This is a genomic window from Streptomyces sp. 351MFTsu5.1 (assembly GCF_000383655.1).
Lineage (GTDB): Bacteria > Actinomycetota > Actinomycetes > Streptomycetales > Streptomycetaceae > Streptomyces > Streptomyces griseorubiginosus.
In genome coordinates this window covers 484,450-507,938 of sequence record NZ_KB911778.1, presented here as the reverse complement: position 1 = coordinate 507,938, position 23,489 = coordinate 484,450, and the positions used below count along the sequence as shown (strand labels likewise).

Genomic DNA, 23,489 nt, shown 5'->3' with positions numbered 1-23,489 from the left:
CATGCGGCACCGCGTCGCCACCCTCCTGTGGCGGGCCCTGCTCGCGGCGGCCCTCGTGTGCGGGATCGGCCTGCTGCCGTGGCTGTCCCGCACCGACCCGGCGCTCACCGTGCTCAAGGCCCGCTCGGCGGACCGGGACCCCGACCCTCGCACGCTGGCCGACATCAGAGCCCAACTCGGCCTGGACCAGGGCCCCTTGCACCTGCTCGGCCAGTGGCTCGGCGGACTGCCCCGCGGGGACGCGGGACGGTCGTGGCTGAACGGCACGGAGGTCACCCCGGCCGTCGTCCAGGCGCTCGGGGTGTCCCTGCTGCTGGTGACGGCGGCACTCGTGGTGGCCGCCGGCACCGCCGCCCTGGTGTGCGCCCGCACCCTCGGCCTCGGCGCACAGCGGCGTCTGGACGGGCGGCGGGCCGGCGGCGGCGCCTCGGCGATGCTCGCCGCACTGCCCGAGTTCCTCACCGCCTCCGTGCTCGCCACCGTCGTCGGCGTACAGCTCGGCTGGCTGCCCGCCCTCGGCTGGTACGGCCCGCGGTGGACGGTCCTGCCCGCCCTCGCCCTGGGCCTGCCCGCCGGGGCCGTGCTCGGCCGCCTCCTCGACGACCTGCTGCCCGGCGCCTTCGCCGAACCCTGGGCGCTGGCCGCCGAGGCGCGCGGGCTGCGCGGCCGTACCGTCGCCGCCCAGGCGGTCCGGCGCTGCGTCCCCGCCCTGCTGCCCAACCTCGGCCTGTTCGTCGTCGGCCTCACCGCCGGATCCGTCGCCGTCGAGCAGATCTACGACATCCCCGGCCTCGGCCGCACCACCCTCCAGGCCGCCCTCGCCCAGGACCTGCCCGTCCTCCAGGCCGGCACCCTCGCCCTGCTCCTCCTCGCGGCCGCCGCCACCGGCCTCGCCGCCCTCGCCGTCCGTCTCGTCACCGGCCCGGCGCTGCGCGACGGCGCCCTCGACTCGCTGCACCGGCCGCGCCCGTCCGCCCGCAGCACCCTGCCGTTCGTGTACGGCGGTCTCCTCACGGCCGTCGTCACGCTCGGCCTGCTCCGCGACCCGCTCGCCCTCGACACCGGCGCCCGGCTCCAACCCCCCTCCTGGGCCCACCCGTTCGGCACCGACGCGCTCGGCCGTGACCTGCTCGCCCGGGTCGGACACGGTGCCCTCGACACCCTGCTCGTCGCCGTGGCCGTCAGCGTCGCCGCACTGGTCGTCGGTGTGCTGCTCGGGCTGCTGCCCCGGCTGTCCGGACCGCTCGTCGACACCGTCAACGCCGTACCGCCGGTGCTCGCCGCGCTGCTCGTCACCGCCGTCGCCGGAAGCGGGGCCACCACGCCCGCCGTCGCCGTGGCCACCGTCTCCTGGGCGGCGCTGGCCGCGCACACCTCGTCCCTGCTCCGGCAGGAGCGCGCCACCCCGCATCTCGCCGCCACCCGCGGCCTGGGCGCGAGCCGCTGGTATCTCCTGCGCCACGAACTGCTGCCCGCGGTCCTGCCGCCCGTCACCCGGCACGCCCTGCTGCGGCTGCCCGGTGTCGCCCTCGCCCTCGCCTCCCTCGGCTTCCTCGGTCTCGGCACCCAACCGCCGTCCCCGGAATGGGGGTTGATCCTCGCCGAGAACCAGCCCTACGCCGAACGCGCCCCCTGGGCCGTCCTCGCCCCGGCCGCCGCGCTGGCCCTGCTGGGAGCGCTCGCGGTGAGTGCGGCGGGCGGGGTGCGGTGGCCTCGGCGACGCGTGCCGCGAGCTCGTACCGCTCCCTCGGACTCCGAACGGCTCGTACCTGCACGGGAGTTGGTGGAGACCGGATGACGTCCACCTCGGTCGAGACACCCCGGGTCGGGCTCTCGCCGCTGCTGCGGTTGCTGATCCTCACCCAACTCGCCTTCAACATCGGCTTTTTCGCCGTGCTGCCCTTCCTGGCCGACCACCTGGGACAGGCCGTCGGGATGGCGGGCTGGCTGGTCGGGTTCGTGCTCGGGCTCAGGACCTTCAGCCAGCAGGGGCTGTTCGTGGTGGGCGGGGCGCTCGCCGACCGCTACGGGATCCGGCCCGTCGTCCTCGCCGGATGCGCGCTGCGGATCGGCGGGTTCTGGTGGCTCGGGTACGCCGAGCGGACGGGGTCGGTCATCGGGGCGGTGCTGCTCATCGGGTTCGCGGCCGCGCTGTTCTCGCCGGCCGTGGAGTCGGAGGTGGCACGGCAGGCCGTCCTGCACGAGGAGGCGGGCGGCCACCGTACCCGCGTCCTCGCGTTGTTCACCGTCGCGGGGCAGGCGGGCGCGTTCGTGGGGCCGTTGCTCGGCGCGCTGCTGCTGTCGGTGGACTTCCGCACGGTGTGCCTCGCGGGCGCCGGGGTCTTCGTGCTCGTCCTCGCCGGGCACGCGTGGCTGCTGCCGCAGCGTGTTCCGGGACGGCGGCAGGTACAACTCAAGGGCGGTCTCGGGGTGTTGGCCCGCAACCGCCGTTTCCTCGCGCTGTGCTGCGCGTACGGCGCCTACCTGCTCGGCTACAACCAGCTCTACCTCGCCCTGCCGGAGGAGGTGGAACGCGCGACCGGTTCGCAGTCGGCGCTGGCCTGGCTGTTCGCGCTGTCCTCGCTGCTGGTGGTGACCGCCCAGCTGCCCGTCACCCGCTGGGCCGGCACCCGGCTGGCGCTGCGCCGGTCCATGGCGGCGGGACTGCTGCTGATCGGCGCCGGGTTCGCGGTCGTCGCGGCGGCCCGGCCCGCCGACTGGACCGGCGTCCGGGGACTGGTGCCGTCGGCGGGGTTCGTCGTCCTGCTCACCCTCGGGCAGATGCTCGTCGCACCGGCGGCCCGCGCCTGGGTCCCCGACCTCGCGCCGGAAGGACGGCTCGGCCTCTACACCGGCGCGCTGTCCTCGGTCTCCGGCCTGATCGTCCTGGCCGGCAGCTCCCTCACCGGGTCCCTTCTGGTCGCCGGCCTGCCGCCCGCGGTGCCGTGGCTGGTGCTGGCCGCGGTACCGGTCGCGGCGATCGGCCTCCTGCCGCGCGAGGAGGACACCGATCGCCTGTCCGGGGCGCCGGGTTCGTGAGGCGCTGTCTCACGGGGCCTGCCGAGGATGAGTGTCGCCTACGGGGGTGCCGGGTGAAGTCGCGGGCGGGTGCGGGTGCGTCGGGGCTGGTCGCGCAGTTCCCCGCGCCCCTGGGGAGGTGCAGCCGACGCGCGCTGCAACGGAAACCGTGCCCAGCCCAAGCGCAGGCCCTCGCGAGTCCCCACCGGTCGCCCACCCCCTGGGCGCCCGGCTCAACCTCACCCGGCACCCCCACAGGCCCCCCGGCGATAAAGTCCCCCCATGGAGACTCAGGACATCCAGGTGGAGATCGTCCAGGAGGCGGGGCAGGAACTCGTCGACGCCTTCGGGCGGATGCTGCCCCAGCTGTCCTCGACCGCCGAGGCACTCGACCTCGCCGCGCTCGACCGGATCCTGGCCTGCGACGCCAACACCATGCTGATCGCGAGGGCGTCGGGCGGGCCGGTCGTCGGCACCCTCACCCTCGTCATGTTCCCGGCACCCGCGGGCCTGCGGGCCCGTATCGAGGACGTGATCGTCGATCACGCGGCCCGCGGGCAGGGTGTCGCCGGACTGCTGATCAGGGAGGCCATCCGGCTCGCCCGGGAGGCCGGGGCCCGGACCGTCGACCTCACCTCGCGCCCCGACCGGGCGGCGGCCAACCGGCTGTACGAACGCCAGGGGTTCCGACAGCGGGAGTCGACGGTGTACCGGGTTCCCCTGAAGGGCTGAGCCCCCTTCAAGCCCCTCTCGAAGCCCCGTTCAGATCAAGGCCCCGCTTCAGGAAGCCACGACCTGCCGCCGCGCCGGCACCAGCTCCAGCAGCTCCTCCACCGCCGCCTGGTCCGCCCGGTGCGTGCGCCACAGCCACAGGACGTCCCGGCCGAACGACCAGAGCAGGGTCCCGAGGGCCAGCGCCACCACCCCGAAGGTCGCCGCGAACGGCAGGTACCCGGACGCGGCCACCAGCAGCAGGATCCCCTGGAGCGCGGCCACCGTCTTGCGGGCCATGCTCGGCGGCAGCGGGGCGTTCAGCCAGTTCCAGACGCGGGCCGCCGCCACGAAGCCGTAGCGCATGCCGCCGATGAGCAGCACCCACGGACCCTGCGACATCGACACGTACACGCTGAGCACCAGGATCAGGAACGCGTCGACCTCCATGTCGAACCGCGCGCCCAGCGGGGTCGAGGTGCCCGTCGCCCGGGCCACCTTGCCGTCGACGCCGTCGAGGATCAGCGCCACCGCCGTCAGACCGACGAAGAGCGTGACCGGCGGGGAGTCCTGGAAGGAGTCCGCGACCAGGGCCGTCACGCCGCCGACCAGGGTGGCCCGGCCGAGCGTGACCCGGTTGGCCGGACCGAACGATCGCGGCCGGGTGCGGTGCAGCGCCCTGGAGAGCACGGCCCAGGTGGCGACGGCGAAGGCGAGGCCGGTCAGCCAGCCCGCCGGCCCCATGCCGATCGCCGTGCCGAGCAGAGCCAGCAACAGGATCTGAACGCCCGCTCCCACAGCGGTCTCCTGCTGGACCAGCCTTGCTTCGTAAGTGTTGTTCAGGGCCACCGCTGATTCCTCCGGCCAGATGACAGAGTCGATCAAGGCCGCGTACTGTGCGCGGCCTGTGCACACCTCGGTTACGTGACGAGGTACGTGCACGGGTTCCCGATCGTTCAGGAGGGTTTCGATGAAGGCCGCCGCACGCGCGTTCTGGCTCCGCTCGCCGGGGGAGGGCGAGCTGCGGGAGGTCGCCCTCCCCGCCCCCGGCGAGGACGAGGTGCTGGTCCGCTCGCTCTACTCGGGAGTCAGCAGGGGCACGGAGACACTCGTGTTCCGCGGCCAGGTGCCCGAGAGCCAGCACGCGGCCATGCGGGCACCCTTCCAGGAGGGCGACTTCCCGGGACCGGTGAAGTACGGCTACCTCAGCGTCGGTGTGGTGGAGGAGGGGCCGTCCGCGCTGAAGGGCAGGACCGTCTTCTGTCTGCACCCGCATCAGACGCGGTACGTAGTGCCCGCGAGCGCCGTGACGGTCGTACCGGACGACGTGCCGCCTGCCCGGGCCGTCCTCGCCGGCACGGTCGAGACCGCCGTGAACGCCCTGTGGGACGCGGCCCCCCTGATCGGCGACCGGATCGCGGTGGTCGGCGGCGGCATGGTCGGCAGCTCGGTCGCCGCCCTTCTCGCCCGCTTCCCCGGCGTCCGCGTCCAGCTGGTGGACTCCGACCCGGCCCGCGCCGAGACCGCCGAGGCCCTCGGCGTCGGCTTCGCGTCCCCCGCGGACGCCCTCGGCGACTGCGACCTCGTCGTCCACGCCAGCGCCACCGAACAGGGCCTCGCCCGCGCCCTGGAACTCCTCAGGGCCGAGGGCACGGTCGTCGAGCTGAGCTGGTACGGCGACCGCCGCGTCGGCCTGCCCCTCGGCGAGGCCTTCCACTCCCGGCGGCTGACCGTGCGCAGCAGCCAGGTCGGCACCGTCTCCCCGGCCCGCGCCCACCGCGGTTACGACGGCCGGCTGGCCCTCGCGCTGGAACTGCTCGCCGATCCGAGGCTGGACGCCCTCATCACCGGGGAAAGCGCGTTCGAAGAACTCCCGGAGGTGATGCCTCTGCTGGCCAGTGGGGAGATTCCGGCCCTCTGTCACCTCGTGAGGTACGACAAGACCGCCTGACCTGAGAAAAGAGTGAGATCCGGCTGAACAAGGGGACACGGAGAGCCGTACTACACGGCATCCCCCGGCAGGGATCAGCCGGGGGACCAGACGCGCCGCACCTGGAGGGTCGTCCGTTGTTCAGCATCACCGTCCGCGATCACATCATGATCGCCCACAGCTTCCGCGGCGAGGTCTTCGGCCCCGCGCAGCGACTGCACGGAGCGACGTTCCTGGTGGACGCCACGTTCCGGCGCGAACAGCTGGACGACGACAACATCGTCGTCGACATCGGCCTGGCGACCCAGGAACTCGGTGCCGTCGTGAGCGAGCTGAACTACAGAAACCTCGACAACGAACCGGACTTCGCCGGAGTCAACACCTCCACGGAGTTCCTGGCGAGGGTCATCGCGGACCGGCTCGCCGAGCGCATCGAGAAGGGCGCTCTCGGCGAGGGCGCCAAGGGTCTCGCGGGACTGACCGTCACCCTGCACGAGTCGCACGTCGCCTGGGCGAGTTACGAGCGTGCCCTGTGACCGACCTGACCACCGGGCGGGCGGCCACGCTGGACTACGTGCCCGTGCAGCACGCCGCCCTGAAGAAGGCCGAGATCATCCCGATGTCCCTGCGTTCCGTGCACTTCGTGATGCCCGGCGGCGTGGACGACCCGACCGCGCCGAGCGGCGGCAACGCCTACGACCGGCGGGTCTGCCTGGACCTGCCCGGCTTCGGCTGGCAGGTCGAGCGGCACGCGGTGGCCGGCAGCTGGCCCCGCCCGGGAGCGGCGGCCCGCGCCGAACTGGCCCAGACCCTGCGGGACCTGCCCGACGGCACAACCGTCCTCATCGACGGCCTGGTCGCCTGCGGGGTCCCGGAGATCATCGCCCCCGAGGCGGAGCGCCTCGGCATCGCCGTCCTCGTGCACCTGCCGCTCGGCGACGAGACCGGCCTAGAACCCGGGCTCGCTCTCGAACTCGACGCCAGGGAGCGCGAGGTGCTGCGGGCCGTGCCCGCCGTGATCGCCACCAGCGACTGGGCCGTACGCCGCCTCGTCTCGCACCACGGCCTCGCCCCCGAGCGGGTCCATGTGGCCACCCCGGGCGCCGACATCGCGCCTCTCGCCTCCGGCACCGACGGTGTCTCCCGGCTGCTGTGCGTGGCCGCGGTGACGCCCCGCAAGGGCCAGCACCGGCTGATCGAGGCCCTCGCCGGCGCCCAGGACCTGCCGTGGAGCTGCGTGTGCGTCGGCGGGATCACCCAGGACCCCGAGTACGTCGCCCACCTGCGGATGCTCATCAAGCGGTACGGCCTCCAGGACCGCCTGCACCTCGCGGGACCCAAGGCCGGGGCCGAGCTCGACGCCAGCTACGCCGCCGCCGACCTGATGGTCCTCACCTCCTACGCCGAGACCTACGGCATGGCGGTCACCGAGGCCCTCGCGCGCGGCATCCCGGTGCTGGCCACCGACGTCGGCGGAGTGGCCGAGGCGGTCGGCCGCGCCCCCGACGGAGGGGTGCCCGGCATCCTCGTCCCGCCGGAGGACCCCGCCGCCCTCGCCGCCGAACTGCGCGGCTGGTTCGGCGAGGCGGACGTACGACGCAGGCTCAAGGCGGCTGCCCGGGGCCGGCGGGCCGCCCTGGACGGCTGGGCGACCACGGCCCGCAGCCTGGCCGGAGTGCTCGGCCGACTGCCGAACGAACCCAGGAGGGCGGCATGAGGAAGACGGCGACCAAGGAGAGCGGGAAGATCCCGGCACAGCCGGCCCCTCGAGAGGTGACGTCGGTGAAGCCTGCTGTCCCGTCCGACACGGAAGCGGTCATCCCCGGTGCCGGACCCAGTGTCCGTCCCGGTGAGCGGCCCACCGTACGGCTGAGGGACGCCGGTCCCGACGACGCCCCCCGGTACGCGCCCGAGTGGCTGGAGCTGCGGGAAGGCCCCGACGCGGCCGCCCGGTCCGGGGACCTGATCGACCCGCTGCGGATCCGGCTCGCCAACCTGCCGGGCAAGGCCGGTCTCGTCATCCACGACCTGGGCTGCGGCACCGGCTCCATGGGCCGCTGGCTCGCGCCCCGCCTGGACGGCCCCCAGCACTGGATCCTGCACGACCGGGACCCCTACCTGCTGCACTTCGCGGCCGTCGCCTCCCCGCGCTCCGCCGCCGACGGCAGCCGGGTCACCGTCGAGACCCGCCGCGGCGACGTCGGCCTGCTCACCCCGGACGCCCTCGCCGGCGCCTCCCTGGTGACGGCCTCCGCGCTCCTCGACGTCCTGACCCGCGAGGAGATCGGCACCCTCGCCGCGGCCTGCACCGGCGCCGGCTGCCCGGCCCTGCTCACGCTGTCCGTGGCCGGCCGCGTCGAGCTCAGCCCGGCGGACCCGCTGGACGAGGAGATCGCCGACGCGTTCAACGCCCACCAGCGGCGCGGCGGACTGCTCGGCCCGGACGCCATCACCGTCGCCTGCGAGGCGTTCTCCGACCGGGGCGCGACCGTACGGCTGCACCCGAGCGCCTGGCGTCTGGGTCCCGCCGACTCCGCGCTCACCGTGCAGTGGCTGCGCGGCTGGGTCGGCGCCGCCGTCGAGGAGCGGCCCGAGCTGAAGGAACGCGCCGAGCGCTACCTCCAGGACCGGCTCGAGGCGTGCCGCGCGGGCGTGCTGAACGTCGTCGTCCACCACAGCGACCTGCTGGCGCTGTCCCGGCCGACGGGCGGAGCGTCATGAGCGTGGAGACGGTGCGACCGGCCGGCGAGCGGCACGCGACGAAGGCCGACCGGCCGAGCCTGCCGGTCCGGAGCGCCGACCGTGACGCGGCGGGGCCCCGGGAGTCCGGCACGGTGTCCCACCGCGCCCTCACCCTGCGTACCGAGGTGCTCCAGACGGGCAACGACGTGCTCACGGCCCGCGCCGACGCCCTGGTGGCCCGCGCCGAGATCCTCGAAGCGGCCGGGGAGTCCGCCGCCGACCTGCGCGCTGCCGCGGCCGTCTCCGGGGACCGCATCGGTGTGATCGTGACCGAAGGCCGGCCCCGCCCCGCGCGGTGGCGCGGCGCCCTGCGGTCCGTCCTCGACTCCCGCGCCCTGCGCACCCACTTCGGCACGGTCGCCGGTGTCACCATCCTCGCCGTGCTGCTGTGGCGCCTGGGCACCGGCGTCTTCGTGGAGGGACTGCGCCGGATCGACACCCCGGCCCTTCTCGCGGCGCTCGCGATCGGCGTGCTGACCACCGTGTTCAGCGCCTGGCGCTGGCAGTTGGTGGCCCGCGGCCTGCGCATCCGGCTGCCGCTGGGCCCCGCCGTCGCCGACTACTACCGTGCCCTGTTCCTGAACGCGGCCCTGCCCGGCGGCGTCCTCGGCGACGTGCACCGCGCGGTACGGCACGGACAGAGCTCCGGGGACATGGGCCGCGGAGTGCGCGCGGTCGTCCTCGAACGGGCCGCGGGCCAGATCGCGTTGGCCCTCGTCGGCGGTGCCGTCCTGCTCACCATGCCGTCCCCGGTGCAGGCCGACGCCCGCCAGCTCGCCCCGGTCCTCGGCCTCGCCGGCCTGGGCGCGCTCGCCGTCGTCGCGGCCCTGCGCATGAACCGGGCCCCCTCCTCGCGCCGGGGCCGGGCCCTGCGAGCGACCCTGGCCGAGGCGCGCGAGGCACTGCTGTCCCGCCGCAACTGGCCCGGCGTCACGCTCTCCTCGGCCGCCGTCCTCGCCGGCCACCTCGGCATGTTCGTGCTCGCCGCCCGCATCGCGGGTTCGGGTGCCTCCGTCGCCGTACTGCTGCCGCTGGCCGTGCTCGCCCTGCTCGCCATGGGACTGCCCCTGAACATCGGCGGGTTCGGCCCCCGGGAGGGCGTCACCGCCTGGGCGTTCGCCGCGACGGGCCTCGGCGCCGAGGCCGGCCTCGCGACCGCGATCGTCTACGGCGTCCTCAGCTTCGTGGCGAGCCTGCCGGGCGCGGCCGTCCTGGTCGTCCGCTGGTACCAGGGACTGCGGCGCCCGGCGGAGGAGTCCTACTCGGCGCCGGACGCGGTACCGGCCCCGGATTCGGCCCCGGTGCCGGATTCGGTCAGCATCGAGAAATACGTTCCGAAGGAAGCCGCGAGGCTCTCAAGCAACGCTTTCCCTTTTTCCGCGGAGCCCAGCGAAGGGCGCCCGATGACACCGGAATCGGTGTAACCGGACATACCGAGGGTGAGGAGATGACGACGGTCGTCCGCGATGAAATCGGAGGTCTCGTAACCGGGGCGGAGCGATTCGGGGTGCGTGTGCAGAAGAATGGAGGTCTCGATTTCTCCCGCGTGCATGTCGGTGAGCAGCGAGGTGACCACTCCCGCGTCCAGCCGGGCCGCCTCCCAGTCCTCCGCCGCCGGGAACAGCGCCGTCCGCTCCCCGCGCGCGGACGCCTCCTGGACGACGTTTCCCAGCACGTAGTTGCCGCCGTGCCCGTTGACCACCACCAGGGCCTCGACGCCCGAGCGGCGCAGCGAGTCCGCGATGTCCCGTACCACCGCGTGCAGGGTGACGGAGGAGATGCTGACGGTCCCGGGCCAGGCCGCGTGCTCGTGCGAGCAGGAGATCGTCACCGGGGGGAGGAGGTGCACCGGGTACGCCGCGGCGATCTGCCGCGCCACGGCACAGGCGACGAGGGTGTCGGTCGCGAGCGGAAGGTACGCACCGTGCTGTTCGAAGCTTCCGACCGGAAGGACCGCGACCTGTGTTGAGACACCCGCCCCTCGTGTCCGTACGTCTTCCGTAGTGTCCGTCGGCAACAGACCGTACGCCGCCGACCGTATTTCCGAACCACTCATCTTTTCTCGGCCTTTCGTCTCTGCTTAGGAACCAGATCATGACAGACAAAGTTGGCGTACTCGGCAAGAAGGCACCACAGCGTACGGGTGTGGAGCGCGTGGTGAATGCCCCGCTGCCCACCGTGTACGGGAAATTCCAGGCAGTCGGTTACCTCGATCACGACCGGGGTGACGAACAAGTCGCCCTGGTGCACGGTGACATCGGCTCGGAGAACGTTCTCGTCCGGCTGCATTCCGAGTGCCTGACCGGAGACGCGTTCGGCTCCCAGCACTGCGAGTGCGGCGACCAGCTCGACGCCGCGCTGCGGGCCGTGGTCAAGGCGGGCAGCGGGATCGTCGTGTACCTGCGCGGCCACGAGGGCCGGGGGATAGGCCTGCTCGCCAAGCTGCGCGCGATGGCGCTCCAGGCGGAGGGCCTGGACACCGTGGAGGCGAACCTCGCGCTCGGCCTGCCCGTGGACTCCCGGGACTACGGCGTCGCCGCCGGGATCTTCCACGACCTGGGCGTGAACTCGGTGCGGCTGATGTCCAACAACCCGCGCAAGCGCGAGGCCCTCGAGCGGCACGGCATCGAGGTCACCGAGACGGTGCCCCTGCTGATCACCCCGTGCGAGAGCAACATCACCTATCTGCGCACCAAGCGGGAGCGGCTGGACCACGTCCTGCCGCATCTGGACGCGGTGGCCCACCTGTCCTGATCGCCGGACGGATTCCGGGCCGGGAAATCCGGACAGGAAGAGGGAATGACCGACGACGTCCTCTTCCTCTCCGGAGAACAGGTCACCCGCCTGCTCGACACGGATGCGGCCATCGCCTCGCAGCGCGCGGCCTTCACCGCGCTCGGCTCCGGGTCCGTCACCCGGGCGGTGGTGCGTGCCGCGGCGCGGGCCGCACAGGGGGAGTCCGGATGAGCGTGGTCGTCGTCGGCGGCGGGGTCATGGGCACGAGCATCGCCCGCCACCTGGCCCGGGCCGGGGTACCGGACGTGGTCCTCGTCGAGCGGGACGAACTCGCCTCCGGCTCCACCTCCAAGGCGGCCGGCGGGGTGCGGGCGCAGTTCTCCGACGAGCTCAACATCCTGCTGGGGGCCCGAAGCCTGGAGGCGTTCGGGCGCTTCGAGCAGGACACCGGGCAGGACATCGGGCTGCACAGGACCGGCTATCTCTTCCTGCTGTCGACGCCGGAGGAGGTCGCCTCCTTCGAGGCGGGCGTCGAGCTCCAGAACTCGCTGGGCGTCCCGAGCCGCATGACCGACCCGGCCGAGGCCCGGCGGCTCTCCCCGCTCATCACCACGGACGGCCTGCTCGCGGCCGCCTTCTCGCCCGAGGACGGCCACTGCACCCCCGAGTCGGTGGTGCACGGCTACGCGGCCGACGCCCGCCGCCACGGCGCGACGATCCTGCGGCACACCGAGGTCACCGGCATCGAACTCCGCGGCGACACCATCACGGCCGTGGTCACCACCCGGGGCCGGATCGCCACCGACACGGTGATCTGCGCGGCCGGAGCCTGGTCGCGGGCCCTCGGCGCGATGGTCGGCGTCGACCTGCCGGTGCAACCGCTGCGCCGCCAGATCGCGGTCACCGGACCGGTGCCGGGACTCCCGCCCGACCTGCCCATGACCATCGACTTCACCAGCAGCCTCTACTTCCACGGCGAGGGCCCCGGCCTCCTCCTCGGCATGTCCGACCCCGACGAGAGACCCGGCTTCGACACCGCGACGCACGACCGATGGATCCCGCGGCTGGCCGAGGCGATGGCCCACCGCGCCCCCGCCCTCCTCGACCTGCGCCGCACCGGCGGCTGGGCCGGCCTCTACGAGATCACCCCCGACCACAACGCCCTGATCGGCGAGGCCACTTCGGTCTCCCGCTTCCTGTACGCGACCGGCTTCTCCGGCCACGGCTTCCTCCAGGGACCGGCCGTCGGCGAGGTCGTCCGCGACCTGTACCTGGGACGCGTACCCTTCGTGGACATCAGCCCGCTCAGCGCCGGCCGGTTCGCGGCCGACGCCCCGCGCCCGGAGGCCAACCGCGTATGACCGAGCTCCATCTGTGGCTGCGCCACGAGGTCCGTTCCACCGAGCGGCGCACGCCCCTCGTGCCGTCCGACGCCCGGCGCCTCGTCGAGGCCGGGGCGACGCTGACCGTCGAGGAGTCCCCGCAGCGGATCTTCCCCGTCGAGCAGTACGAGGCGGCCGGCTGCGCGGTCGCCCCCGCGGGCTCGTGGGCGTCCGAGGCGCCACGGGACGCGGTGGTCGTCGGCCTGAAGGAACTCCCCGACGAACCCGCCGCCCTGACCCACCGTCATGTCTACTTCGGACACGCCTACAAGCAGCAGCCCGGCGCCCCCGAACTGCTGCGCCGGTTCGCCGCCGGGGGCGGGGCACTCCTCGACCTGGAGTACCTGGTCGACGACCAGGGCCGCAGACTCGCCGCGTTCGGCTACTGGGCCGGTTACCTGGGCGCCGCTCTGGCCGTCCTCCAGCACCGGGGCAGGCTGACCGCGCCCCTCACGCCGACCTCGCAGGAGGAGCTGGAGGAAGTCCTGCGGCCGGTCGCCGGGGACGAGGAGTTCACGGCGCTGGTGGTCGGCGCCCTGGGCCGCAGCGGCCGGGGCGCGCGCGTCGCGCTGGGGGCCGCCGGACTCGACCCGACCTGCTGGGACCTCGAGGAGACGAGGAACCTGGACCGGCCCGCCCTGCTCGCCCACGACCTCCTGGTGAACTGCGTCCTCGCCACCAGCCCCGTCCCGCCCTTCGTCCGCGAGGAGGACCTGGACGACCCGGCGCGCAGACTGCGCACCCTCTCCGACGTCACCTGCGACGTCGGCTCCCCGCTGAACGTCCTGCCGGTCTACGACCGCGTCACCGAGTGGACCGAACCGGTCCGCCGGCTCCACAAGGAGCCCCCGCTCGACCTCATCGCCATCGACAACCTGCCGTCCCTGCTCCCGGAGGAGTCCAGCACCGGCTTCTCCGGCTCGCTGCTGCCCCTGCTGCTGGAGTTCGGCACCGGTGGGCCCTGGGGGCGCTGTCTGGAGCGGTTCCGTCAGGCGTGCCGTGAACTCGGCATCACGGAAGGAGGATCCCTCAGTGTCTGACCCGGTTCCCGCCACCGGCACCGTCCACTGGATCGGCGCCGGACTCTCCACCGGCAGCGGTCTGGCCGCACTGTGCGACACCGCCGACCGCGTGCTGCTGTGGCACCGCACCGAGGAACGGGCCGAACAGGCCCTCGAAGGACTGCGGCTCAACGGCCGGGCCGTGCCCCGCGCCTACACCTTGGCCGCGCTCACCGCCGAACTGGCGCCCGGGGACGTCGTGGTGTCGATGCTCCCCGCGTCCGAGCACTCCGGCCTCCTCGCCGCCTGTGTCCGCGAGCGGGCCCACTTCGCCTGCTCCAGCTATGTGTCCGACGCCCTCCTCGAACGCGTCCCGGAGGCGGAGAAGGCCGGCGTCGTCGTCCTCACCGAGGCCGGACTCGACCCCGGGATCGACCACCTCTTCGCGCACGACCTCGTGGCCAGGGCCCGCGCGGCGATCGGCGGCACGACACCGGCGTCGTACGCCCTCACCTCCTACTGCGGCGGTGTCCCGGCCGTCCCGAACGACTTCAGGTACCGCTTCAGCTGGGCCCCGCTCGGTGTCCTCAACGCCCTGCGCTCGCCCGCCCGTCACCTCGACGACGGCACCCCCGTCACCGTCGAGCGGCCCTGGGAGGCGACCCGGCGCCACGTCGTGGACGGTGAGACCTTCGAGGTCTACCCCAACCGCGACAGCGTGCCCTTCGTCGAGCAGTACGGGCTGCCGGCCGCGTGGACCCCGCGGACCTTCGTGCGCGGCACCCTGCGCCTCGACGGCTGGCTGCGTGCCTGGGAACCCGTCTTCGAGGAGCTGCGGACCGGCGACGACGCCCGGATCGCGGCCCTGGCCCAGGAGTTGGCGGCCAGGTATCCCACCACGGACGCCGACCGCGACCGGGTCGTCCTCGTGGTCTCCCTCGACGTGCGTGCGCAGGACGGCCGCACCTGGTCCGGCGGGTACCTCCTGGACACGGTGGGCGACGAGGACGACAGCGCGATGGCGCGCTGCGTCTCCCGCACCCTCGCCCTGGGCATCGGCCACATCCTCGACGGCACCCTGCCGGCGGGCCTGAACCGCGCCGCCGAGACGGCCGCCCGCTCGCGGCAGTGGCTGGGCGAACTGTCCCGGGCGGGCCTGCACTTCACGCTGCGGGTGGACCAGGAGGGCGACGGGGCTAGTTGACGACCGCCTCGTGGACCAGACGCTTCAGGTCGGGGAAGACCTTCAGCGTCTTCGGCCGTACCTGGGTGTAGAACTGCACGCTCAGATCGCGGACCGGATCGACCCAGAAGGTCGTGGACGCGGCCCCGCTCCAGCCGAACGTGCCGAGGCCCGCGGGGGCGACGGTGCGGGCGGGGTCGACCACCACGGAGACGCCGAGACCGAATCCGAGGCCGTCGTTGCCGGGCTCGTCATGGGCGGGCTTCGTGCCGAACGCGCGCAGGTCGGCGCCGCCCGGAAGGTGGTTGGAGGTCATCAGGTCGACCGTCTCGGCGGACAGCAGCCGGGTGCCGTCCAGTTCGCCCCGGCGGCGCAGCATCTCCGCGAAACGGTGCACGTCGTGGGCCGAGGCCGCCAGTCCGCCGCTGCCGGACAGCAGCCGGGGGCGTCCCCGCAGCGGCAGCCCGGGCACCGGCTCGATCGTGCCGTCGTCCTTCTCGCCGTACAACTCCGAGAGTCTGTGCGTCTGTTGCTCGCTCACCCAGAAACCGGCGTCGGTCATCCCGAGGGGGCCGAAGACACGTTCGGCGAAGAAGGCGTCGAGCGTGGTCCCGGAGACGATCTCGATGACCCGGCCCAGCACATTGGAGGCGACCGAGTAGTTCCACTGCGTGCCCGGCTCGAACTGGAGCGGCAGGCCCGCGTACACGGCGACCGTCTCGGCGAGGGTCGAGCCGGGCAGCACCGACGAGTCCAGACCGGCCTCGCGGTAGAGCGCGTCGACCGGGTGGGAGTGGTAGAACGCGAAGGTCAGGCCCGCGGTGTGGGTCATCAGGTGCCGGATCCGTATCGGACCGTCGGCCGGGCGGGTCGTGAGGGTGTCACCGGCCCCATCCACGTACACGCGCGGTTCGGCGAACTCCGGGAGGTGGTCGGCGACCGGGTCGTCCAGGGACAGCCGCCCCTCCTCCACCAGCAGCAGGGCCGCGACCGCGGTGACCGGCTTGGTCATCGAGTAGATCCGCCACAGCGTGTCGGTCTCGACGGGCAGTCCGGCCGCGAGGTCGCGCCGGCCGTGGACGGTGAGGTGCGCGACGCGGCCACCGCGGGAGACGCAGACCAGGAAGCCGGGCATCCGGCCCTCGTCGACGTAGTGCGCCAGGTGCTGGTCGAGGCGGTCGAGGACCTTCTCGTCCAGCCCCACCTCACCCGGATCGACCTCTTGCCGCAGCTGTGCCATCGTTCTCCTCCGTCACGTCCGTCGAGGCGCGGACCGGATACCCGCTCCGGACCGCCCTCAGACATCATCGTCGCTCAGGAAACCGCGACCGGCCGCGGGTCGGCCGGGAACGGCCGGAACGGGAATGCGGGGCGCGGGCGGTCCGGTTGACCGGGATATGACTCAGGACGCGACGCAGGACGCACTGCTCCGGCTGCTCTCCCAGGGCCACGGCGGGGTACTGACCACGCTCAAGCGCGACGGCCGCCCCCAGCTGTCGAACGTCACCCACGCCTACTATCCCGACGAGCGCGTCATCCGGATCTCCCTCACGGACGACCGTGCCAAGACCCGCAACCTGCGCCGGGACCCCCGCGCCTCCTACCACGTGACGACTCCGGACCGCTGGGCCTACACGGTCGCCGAGGGCACCGCCGACCTCATCCCGGTGGCGAAGGACCCCCACGACGACACGGTCGAGGAACTGATCCGCCTGTACCGCGACGTCCAGGGCGAGCATCCGGACTGGGACGACTACCGCGCGGCGATGGTCCGCGACGGACGCCTGGTGCTGCGCCTGCGGGTGGAGCGCGCGTACGGCATCCCGGCCAGGGGCGACGAGGGCTGAGGGCCGGGGCCGGGGGCCGGCGCCGGGACGGGGCGGCCTGCGACGCCGACGCGGTCCTGCGGAGACACGGGGCCTGCGCAGACACCGGGCCCCCTGCGGACCGACTCGCCGCAAGCCGTGGGCGGTCCTACGACCCGGGGCGCAGGGCCGACGGCCGATGTGCCGGGCGGGGTCGGCTGCCTACGCTGAGCGGCACACCGACATCGCGTGAAGAGGTCACCATGCCCGTGAACGGCCGCAGTCACATCCGGATCGCCCGTCCCTCCCGGGACCTCGCGGCCGCCGAGCGGTTCTGGGTCGAGGGGCTCGGGCTGGGGGTCGTCTGGCGCGCGGAGGGCGGTCCCGAACCCGGCGAGCACGACCTGCTGATGCTCGGCTGGCCGGACGCCGGCTGGCACCTGGAACTCGTCCGGGAACAGAGCCGGCCCGTCGAACCCCGGCCCACCGAGGAGGACCTCCTGGTCGTCTACGTCGACGGGCCGGTACCGGACGACCTGGTGGCCCGCCTGGAGACGCACGGCGGGAAGCGGGTGCCCTCGCCGAACCCGTACTGGAACGAGTGGGGCGTCACCGTCGAGGACCCGGACGGGTACCGCCTCGTGCTGTGCACCCGGGGCTGGAGCAACGCGTAGGAAGCGACGCGGGGAGCGCGGCCGGGCCCCCGGAGCCGTGACGGCGTCCGGGGGCCCGGGGGATGTCCGCGTCGGGTCAGGCCGTGACCCTCTCCGGCCGTGGGACCTCGCCGGGGGTGCGGGTGCCGAGGTCCTCCGTGGGGACCTTGTGGGTCTCGCGGGCGGTCAGGGCGGCGATCACCGGGGGGACGCACAGGGCCGCCGTGAACAGGGCCACCGACGACCAGTCCGTCCCGTCGGGCCCCGCGATCTGCGCCGCGAAGGTCACCGCGAACCCGGCCACGGCGAAGCCGATCTGCGTGCCGATCGCCATCCCGGACAGCCGGACCCGGGTGGAGAACATCTCCCCGTAGAAGGACGGCCACACCCCGTTCGCCGCGCTGTAGACGACACCGAACGTGACGATGCCGAGCAGCAGGATGAGCGGGTAGGTGCCCGTGGAGACCGCCCACAGGTACAGGAACATCATCACCGCGCTGCCCACCGCGCCGATCAGGAAGACCGGGCGTCGGCCGATGCGGTCCGAGAGCGTGGCCCACAGGGGGATCGCGGCGAGCGCGACCAGGTTGGCCAGCGCGCCCACCCACAGCATCGAGGAACGGCTCATCCCGACCGCGTCGCTCGTCGCGTACGCCAGCGCCCACACCGTGAAGATCGTGGACACCGAGGCGATGACCGCGCCGCCGATCACCCGCAGCACGTCCGCCCAGTGCTCCCGCAGCAGCACCGCCAGCGGCAGCTTCACGACCCCCGCGGAGGCGGCCTGCCGCTCGAACGCAGGGGTCTCGGCCAGCTTGCGGCGGATCACGAAGCCGGCCACGGCGACCCCGACGCTCAGCCAGAACGGCACCCGCCAGCCCCAGGACAGCAGTTGGTCCTCGGGCAGCGCGGCGACCGGCAGGAAGACCAGCGTGGCGAGCAGCTGTCCGCCCTGGGTGCCGCTGAGCGTGAAGCTGGTGAAGAAGCCCCGCCGGTGCGCCGGCGCGTGTTCCAGGCTCATGGAGTTGGCGCTGGCCTGCTCGCCGGCCGCCGAGATGCCCTGGAGGACCCGGCACAGCACCAGCAGGACCGGGGCGAGGGTGCCCACCTGGTGGCGGGTGGGCAGACAGCCGATGAGGAAGGTCGACAGGCCCATCAGGATCAGCGTGAAGACCATGATCTTCTTGCGGCCGACCCGGTCGCCGAAGTGCCCCATGAAGAGCGCCCCGACCGGCCGGGCCGCGTAGGCGACCCCGAACGTGGCCAGGGACAGCAGGGTCGCGGTGGCCGGGTCGGACTCGTCGAAGAACACCTTGGGGAAGATCAGGGCGGCGGCGCTGCCGTAGATGAAGAAGTCGTAGTACTCCAGGGCGCTGCCGATCCAGGCGGCGGTGGCGGCCTTTTTCGGTTGCCCGACGGCGTCGGCGGGGACGGACACGGCGGTGCTCCTTCGGGGGGACTCCGGGAGCTACCCAGTTAATTAACCCACTGGGTAGTTAGTAGCGGTTGCCGAGGATGGTGCGCCCGCGTTTCCCGCGTGTCAAGGGTCCGGGACGGAGGGATTCAGTCCCCGGCGCGGTCCGCGGTCAGGTACGCGATCACCATGTCCCCGAGCATCGCGCGGTAGTGCTCGCGCTGCTCCGGCGCCACCAGGTCGCGGCCGAACAGCGCCCCGAAGGTGTGCCGGTTGGCCACCCGGAAGAAGCAGAACGAGCTGATCATCGCGTGCAGGTCCACCGCGTCCACGTCGGCGGTGAACAGCCCGGACTCCTGTCCCGAGGCCAGGATGCGGCGGATCACGTCGAGCGCCGGGGAGCCGATGCGGCCGAGCTTCTCGGAGGCGGCGATGTGCTCGGCCCCGTGGATGTTCTCGATGCTGACCAGGCGGATGAAGTCGGGGTGCTGCTCGTGGTGGTCGAAGGTCACCTCGGCGAGGCGCCGGATCGCCGCGACCGGGTCCAGGTGCTCGACGTCCAGTTCCTGTTCGGCCTCGCGGATCACGCCGTAGGCCCGCTCCAGGACGGCCGTGAACAGCTGCTCCTTGCCGCCGAAGTAGTAGTAGATCATCCGCTTGGTGGTGCGGGTGCGCGCGGCGATCTCGTCGACCCGGGCGCCGTCGTAGCCGGCCCGCGCGAACTCCTGGGTGGCCACGTCCAGGATCTCGGACCGGGTGCGGGCCGCGTCGCGGATCCGTCCGTGCGGTCGTGCCGGTTCGTCGACGCTGGTCATCGGGTCCCTTCGGGAAGTGCGGCCGGTGCCGCAGATTCTAGAAGGCGCGGGCGAACCCTTCCCCGGCGGCGGTCCGGCTGATATAGCTAACGTACTGGTTCGTACATTAATGACGATTCACCGATCAGCTCAGGAGGTCCGCGTGGCCAAGGACTCGTTTCTCGTCGGACTGATCGGCGCGGGTGTCGGGCCCTCGCTGAGCCCGGCGCTGCACGAGCGGGAGGCGGACCGGCAGGGCCTGCGCTATCTGTACCGGCTCATCGACATCGACGCCCTCGGCGTACCCCCCGAGGCGGTCGGCGACCTGGTACGGGCCGCCCGTGACCTGGGCTTCGACGGGCTGAACATCACCCACCCCTGCAAGCAGCTGGTCATCGGGCACCTCGACGCGCTCGCCCCGCAGGCCGAGGCGCTCGGCGCGGTCAACACCGTCGTCTTCGAGGACGGCCGGGCCACCGGCCACAACACCGACGTCACCGGTTTCGCGGCCTCCTTCGCGCGCGGGCTGCCCGACGTGCCCCTGGAGCGGGTCGTGCAGCTGGGCGCCGGCGGCGCGGGTGCGGCCGTCGCGCACGCCGCGTTGACCCTGGGCGCCGAGCGGGTCACCGTCGTGGACGCGCTCGCCGACCGGGCCGCCGCTCTCGCGGACGCCCTGAACCGGCACTTCGGCGAGGGACGCGCGGCCGCGGCCGGCCCGGAGCGGCTGCCCGCACTGCTCGCCGGGGCCGACGGCGTGGTGCACGCCACCCCCACCGGCATGGCCGCCCACCCGGGACTGCCCTTCCCGGCCGACCTGCTCCGCCCCCAGCTGTGGGTCGCCGAGGTGGTCTACCGCCCACTGGAGACCGAACTGCTGCGCACCGCCCGCGCGTTGGGCTGCGCCACGCTCGACGGCGGCGGCATGGCGGTCTTCCAGGCGGCGGACGCGTTCCGGCTGTTCACGGGCCGCGAGCCGGACTCGGCACGGATGCTCGCGGACATCGCGGAGCTGGCGGGCGAGGTCGCCGCACCCGGACAGACCGCGCGCTGACATCAGGGCCGCCTCCGCAACCTCCGCCCGTTCACTGCCGGTTGACGGTACGGGTGACCCCCGCGAAGACCGTGGTCGCGAGGATCCAGCCCGCGATGACGAGGGCGTACGACAGCCACTGGTACCCGCCGCGAGGCGCGAAGGCGCCCTCCTGGCCGAAGGAGATCACCGGCAGCAGCAGGTCGAGGGTGAAGAACAGCGCGTTGAAGCGCGGGGCCTCGTCCGCCTTGAGCGGCGGCGGGTGGTGCAGGCCGTAGGCGATCGTGCCGACCGCGAGCAGGGAGACCAGCCAGACACCGGCGCGCAGCGGATGGAAGCCGTAGCCGACGGCCGCGTCCTGGACGTGACCCCACAGCCGCCCGTACCAGGGAAGGGTGGCGCGGCGGCGCCGCTGCTTGGCGAGCTGGACCTGCCGGGCCGCGTAGTCGTCCCCGATCCTGCGGTACGCGGCGGTCAACTGCTCGTAGGCGTGCGGGACATAGCCCTCACGGTCCCGCTCCAGCATCGGCAGCCGGCGCGCGGGCGGTTCCTGCGGGGTCAGCGAGGTGTAGACGAGCCCGTTGAACTGCACCTCGTCCGGCACCGACTCCGGCTCCAGGAACAGCTCGTCGATCTGTGCGCGGCGCAGGGTGAGGGCGCCTTCCATGGCGGGGCCCTTGCGGATCCACAGCTCCCCGATGGTGCTGCTGCTCGCCCTGAGCGCCGCGTCACCGGGGTTCGACAGGTGCGCGTAGGAGAAGTCGAGGCGGCCCGCGATCCGGGCGCCCCGCAGGCCGATCCAGCCGAAGGTGTGCACCCGGCGCAGATGGACGTCGCCCTCGACGCTCAGGGTCTGGGCGTCGAGCACGAGGTCGCCCGGGTTGCTGAGCCGGGCGTCGTTGAGGTTGACGGAACCGGCCACGGACGTGCCGTTGAGCCGTACCTCGCCGTGGCAGCGCAGACCCGGCGCCCACAGGTCGTCGCCGATGCTCATGTGGTTCAGCTGCAGCGCGGGCTCCCCGGCGCCGTCCGCGACGATCTCGGCACGGTCCATGAACAGGGCCCCGGCGATCTGCGCCCCGCCCAGCCGAACCGGACCTGTCACCCGGCAGTCCGTCAGCCGCAGCACCGCCTCGACGTGCAGGGTGGCGGCGGTCAGGCCGGGCAGCACGGAGTTGCTGAGGTTCAACTGGCGCAGCCGGCAGCCGTAGAGCAGCGGTACGTCGTCGAAGTGGCAGTGGCTGAGGCGTACGGCGTGGCCGACCGTCCCGTACTGGAGGGCGAGCACACCGGTGATCCGGGCGCCCGCCAGCTTCAGAGCGGGTATCTCCCCGTCCTCCTGCGGCCCGTTGAGCATCAGGAACCGCAACACGGAGGCGCGCACGGTGCGTTCGGGGCCCCAGTCGGCACCGCCCGCCACGTCCTCGTCGTCCGCCGCCCGGAAGTCCACGGCCTCGCCCCGGGGAAAGGCGCGCCACACCCGCCGTTCGGCCGGGGTCAGGTTGTTGATCTCCATCAGCGGTGACTCTCCAACGCACGCGCCCCGGTGTCAACAGGCCCTCGACGACGCGGACGGCCCGGGAGGCGTGCTCCCGGGCCGTCCGCAACTGCCGTACTAGGCGCGTGTGTTCCACTCCGCGATCACCGGCCGGTCGTGCTCCGTCGACAGCCGGCTCACCGTGCCCGTGGCCAGCTGGAAGAGCCGGCCGTCCGCCGGGGCGAGCCCCAGCCGGCGGGCCGTGAGGACCCGCAGGAAGTGGGCGTGGGCCACGAGGATCACGTCGCCGTCAGTGAGCGCCGTGTCCACCCGGGCCAGCACCCGGTCGGCCCGCCGGCCGATCTGCTCCGGCGACTCCCCGGGGTGCCCTTCGGGCCCGGGCGGGACCCCGTCGGTCCACAGGTCCCAGTCGGGCCGGGTCCGGTGGATGTCGACCGTGGTGACGCCCTCGTAGGCGCCGTAGTCCCACTCGTGGAGGTCGGGGTCGGTCACGGCCCCGGTGATGCCCGCCAGTTCGGCGGTGCGTATCGCGCGGCCCAGCTCACTGGTCAGCGCGAGCGAGAAGGTCCGGCCCGACAGGAGCGGAGCGAGCAACTTGGCCTGTTCCTCGCCGTGCTGGGTGAGGGGCAGGTCGGTCCAGCTGGTGTGTTGTCCCGACACGCTCCACTCCGTCTCGCCGTGGCGGACCAGAAGAAGATCCCCCACGACGCGCCTACTTCTTCGCTTCGACGGCGTGACCGCCGAACTGGTTGCGCAGCGCCGCGATCATCTTCATCTGCGGGGAGTCGTCCTGACGGGACGCGAACCGCGCGAAGAGCGAGGCGGTGATCGTGGGCAGCGGCACCGCGTTGTCGACTGCCGCCTCCACGGTCCAGCGGCCCTCGCCGGAGTCCTGCGCGTAGCCCTTCAGCTTGTCGAGGTGCTCGTCCTCGTCGAGGGCGTTGACCGCGAGGTCGAGCAGCCACGAGCGGATGACGGTGCCCTCCTGCCAGGAGCGGAACACCTCCCGCACGCTGTCCACCGACTCGACCTTCTCCAGCAGCTCCCAGCCCTCGGCGTACGCCTGCATCATGGCGTACTCGATGCCGTTGTGGACCATCTTGGAGAAGTGCCCGGCGCCGACCTTGCCCGCGTGGACATAGCCGTACGGCCCCTCGGGCTTGAGCGCCTCGAAGATCGGCTGGAGCCGCTCCACGTCCTTCTTGTCGCCGCCGACCATCAGGGCGTAGCCGTTCTGGAGGCCCCACACGCCGCCGGAGACACCGGCGTCGATGAAGCCGATGCCCTTGGTGGCCAGCTCCGCGGCGTGCTTCTCGTCGTCCGTGTAGCGGGAGTTGCCGCCGTCGACCACGGTGTCACCGGAAGACAGGAGGTCGCCGAGCTCGTCCACGACGGACTGGGTGGCGGCGCCGGCCGGCACCATCACCCACACCACACGCGGGGCTTCGAGCTTGTCGACCAGCTCGGCGAGGCTCGCCACGTCGGAGACCTCGGGGTTGCGGTCGTAGCCGATGACGGTGTGGCCCGCGCGGCGGATCCGCTCGCGCATGTTGCCGCCCATCTTGCCCAGGCCGATGAGTCCCAACTGCATG

Annotated in this window: 23 protein-coding genes and 1 pseudogene; 16 read left to right on the top strand and 8 right to left on the bottom strand. The window is 73.0% G+C overall.

Annotation, left to right across the window (positions count from 1 at the left end):
• The first annotated feature begins 1 nt into the window (after position 1).
• From H295_RS0111910 to H295_RS0111900, 3 genes are all read left to right on the top strand, one after another.
• Positions 2-1,798, top strand: coding sequence for an ABC transporter permease subunit (locus H295_RS0111910; RefSeq protein ID WP_020135590.1), 1,797 nt, complete (start codon positions 2-4; stop codon positions 1,796-1,798).
• Positions 1,795-3,039, top strand: coding sequence for an MDR family MFS transporter (locus H295_RS0111905; protein ID WP_020135589.1), 1,245 nt, complete (start codon positions 1,795-1,797; stop codon positions 3,037-3,039). The genes H295_RS0111910 and H295_RS0111905 overlap by 4 nt, the downstream gene beginning before the upstream one ends.
• 261 nt (positions 3,040-3,300) lie before the next feature.
• Positions 3,301-3,750, top strand: coding sequence for a GNAT family N-acetyltransferase (locus H295_RS0111900; protein ID WP_028809273.1), 450 nt, complete (start codon positions 3,301-3,303; stop codon positions 3,748-3,750).
• 48 nt (positions 3,751-3,798) lie between these two features.
• Here the strand turns inward: H295_RS0111900 and H295_RS0111895 are convergent, their stop codons facing one another.
• The gene (locus tag H295_RS0111895) at positions 3,799-4,578 is read right to left on the bottom strand and encodes a CDP-alcohol phosphatidyltransferase family protein (protein ID WP_020135587.1); all 780 of its coding nucleotides are present in this window, start codon (positions 4,576-4,578) and stop codon (positions 3,799-3,801) included.
• 121 nt (positions 4,579-4,699) lie between these two features.
• Here H295_RS0111895 and H295_RS0111890 point away from each other — a divergent pair, with 121 nt between their 5' ends.
• The 5 genes and pseudogenes from H295_RS0111890 to H295_RS47890 form a co-directional block, all read left to right on the top strand.
• Entirely contained in the window at positions 4,700-5,680 is a 981-nt protein-coding gene (locus tag H295_RS0111890) for a 3-hydroxyacyl-CoA dehydrogenase NAD-binding domain-containing protein (protein WP_020135586.1), read from the top strand.
• Between the two features lie 116 nt (positions 5,681-5,796).
• Positions 5,797-6,195 (top strand): 6-pyruvoyl trahydropterin synthase family protein, encoded by a 399-nt coding sequence (locus H295_RS0111885; RefSeq protein ID WP_020135585.1) that lies wholly within the window; start codon positions 5,797-5,799, stop codon positions 6,193-6,195.
• Positions 6,192-7,376: a glycosyltransferase family 4 protein gene (locus H295_RS0111880; RefSeq protein WP_020135584.1), complete on the top strand. Its 1,185-nt coding sequence runs from the start codon at positions 6,192-6,194 to the stop codon at positions 7,374-7,376. The genes H295_RS0111885 and H295_RS0111880 overlap by 4 nt, the downstream gene beginning before the upstream one ends.
• Entirely contained in the window at positions 7,373-8,380 is a 1,008-nt protein-coding gene (locus H295_RS0111875; RefSeq protein WP_020135583.1) for a class I SAM-dependent methyltransferase, read from the top strand. The genes H295_RS0111880 and H295_RS0111875 overlap by 4 nt, the downstream gene beginning before the upstream one ends.
• A pseudogene (locus tag H295_RS47890) lies at positions 8,377-9,543 on the top strand (lysylphosphatidylglycerol synthase transmembrane domain-containing protein); the annotation flags it as partial. The gene H295_RS0111875 and the pseudogene H295_RS47890, both read left to right, overlap by 4 nt.
• A gap of 116 nt (positions 9,544-9,659) precedes the next feature.
• Here the strand turns inward: H295_RS47890 and H295_RS45390 are convergent.
• Entirely contained in the window at positions 9,660-10,457 is a 798-nt protein-coding gene (locus H295_RS45390; RefSeq protein ID WP_078616626.1) for a creatininase family protein, read from the bottom strand.
• Between the two features lie 38 nt (positions 10,458-10,495).
• On the opposite strand from H295_RS45390, the gene ribA reads away from it, so the two are divergent.
• The 5 genes from ribA to H295_RS0111835 are packed head-to-tail and all read left to right on the top strand — an operon-like array spanning position 10,496 to position 14,724.
• The gene (ribA, locus tag H295_RS0111855) at positions 10,496-11,155 is read left to right on the top strand and encodes a GTP cyclohydrolase II (RefSeq protein ID WP_028809272.1); all 660 of its coding nucleotides are present in this window, start codon (positions 10,496-10,498) and stop codon (positions 11,153-11,155) included.
• Positions 11,156-11,200: 45 nt separating this feature from the next.
• Positions 11,201-11,368, top strand: coding sequence for a hypothetical protein (locus H295_RS47885; protein WP_020135578.1), 168 nt, complete (start codon positions 11,201-11,203; stop codon positions 11,366-11,368).
• Positions 11,365-12,498: an NAD(P)/FAD-dependent oxidoreductase gene (locus H295_RS0111845; protein ID WP_020135577.1), complete on the top strand. Its 1,134-nt coding sequence runs from the start codon at positions 11,365-11,367 to the stop codon at positions 12,496-12,498. Before H295_RS47885 ends, H295_RS0111845 begins: the two co-directional genes overlap by 4 nt.
• Positions 12,495-13,559, top strand: a complete 1,065-nt coding sequence (locus H295_RS0111840; protein ID WP_020135576.1) for a saccharopine dehydrogenase — start codon at positions 12,495-12,497, stop codon at positions 13,557-13,559. The genes H295_RS0111845 and H295_RS0111840 overlap by 4 nt, the downstream gene beginning before the upstream one ends.
• The gene (locus H295_RS0111835) at positions 13,552-14,724 is read left to right on the top strand and encodes a saccharopine dehydrogenase family protein (protein ID WP_020135575.1); all 1,173 of its coding nucleotides are present in this window, start codon (positions 13,552-13,554) and stop codon (positions 14,722-14,724) included. Before H295_RS0111840 ends, H295_RS0111835 begins: the two co-directional genes overlap by 8 nt.
• Here H295_RS0111835 and H295_RS0111830 read toward each other — a convergent pair.
• Positions 14,717-15,943: a serine hydrolase domain-containing protein gene (locus tag H295_RS0111830; RefSeq protein WP_020135574.1), complete on the bottom strand. Its 1,227-nt coding sequence runs from the start codon at positions 15,941-15,943 to the stop codon at positions 14,717-14,719. The genes H295_RS0111835 and H295_RS0111830 overlap by 8 nt on opposite strands.
• A gap of 157 nt (positions 15,944-16,100) precedes the next feature.
• Between H295_RS0111830 and H295_RS0111825 the strand changes: the two genes are divergently transcribed.
• Complete coding sequence (locus tag H295_RS0111825) at positions 16,101-16,550, top strand: PPOX class F420-dependent oxidoreductase (RefSeq protein WP_020135573.1); 450 nt, start codon at positions 16,101-16,103, stop codon at positions 16,548-16,550.
• A 221-nt stretch (positions 16,551-16,771) separates the two neighbouring features.
• On the top strand, positions 16,772-17,182 hold the full coding sequence (locus H295_RS0111820; RefSeq protein WP_020135572.1) for a VOC family protein: 411 nt from the start codon (positions 16,772-16,774) through the stop codon (positions 17,180-17,182).
• Positions 17,183-17,258: 76 nt separating this feature from the next.
• On the opposite strand, the gene H295_RS0111815 is transcribed toward H295_RS0111820, so the two are convergent.
• Positions 17,259-18,599 carry an MFS transporter gene (locus tag H295_RS0111815; RefSeq protein ID WP_020135571.1) on the bottom strand — a complete coding sequence of 447 codons (1,341 nt, stop codon included), beginning with the start codon at positions 18,597-18,599 and terminating at the stop codon, positions 17,259-17,261.
• 125 nt (positions 18,600-18,724) lie between these two features.
• Positions 18,725-19,390 carry a TetR/AcrR family transcriptional regulator gene (locus H295_RS0111810; protein WP_020135570.1) on the bottom strand — a complete coding sequence of 222 codons (666 nt, stop codon included), beginning with the start codon at positions 19,388-19,390 and terminating at the stop codon, positions 18,725-18,727.
• Positions 19,391-19,532: 142 nt separating this feature from the next.
• Between H295_RS0111810 and H295_RS0111805 the strand changes: the two genes are divergently transcribed.
• Positions 19,533-20,420, top strand: coding sequence for a shikimate dehydrogenase (locus H295_RS0111805; RefSeq protein ID WP_020135569.1), 888 nt, complete (start codon positions 19,533-19,535; stop codon positions 20,418-20,420).
• Between the two features lie 31 nt (positions 20,421-20,451).
• Here the strand turns inward: H295_RS0111805 and H295_RS0111800 are convergent, their stop codons facing one another.
• The 3 genes from H295_RS0111800 to gnd form a co-directional block, all read right to left on the bottom strand.
• The gene (locus H295_RS0111800) at positions 20,452-21,915 is read right to left on the bottom strand and encodes a hypothetical protein (RefSeq protein ID WP_020135568.1); all 1,464 of its coding nucleotides are present in this window, start codon (positions 21,913-21,915) and stop codon (positions 20,452-20,454) included.
• Between the two features lie 99 nt (positions 21,916-22,014).
• Complete coding sequence (locus H295_RS0111795) at positions 22,015-22,602, bottom strand: histidine phosphatase family protein (protein ID WP_028809271.1); 588 nt, start codon at positions 22,600-22,602, stop codon at positions 22,015-22,017.
• A gap of 7 nt (positions 22,603-22,609) precedes the next feature.
• Entirely contained in the window at positions 22,610-23,488 is an 879-nt protein-coding gene (gnd, locus tag H295_RS0111790; RefSeq protein WP_020135566.1) for a phosphogluconate dehydrogenase (NAD(+)-dependent, decarboxylating), read from the bottom strand.
• Between the last annotated feature and the right edge of the window lies 1 nt (position 23,489).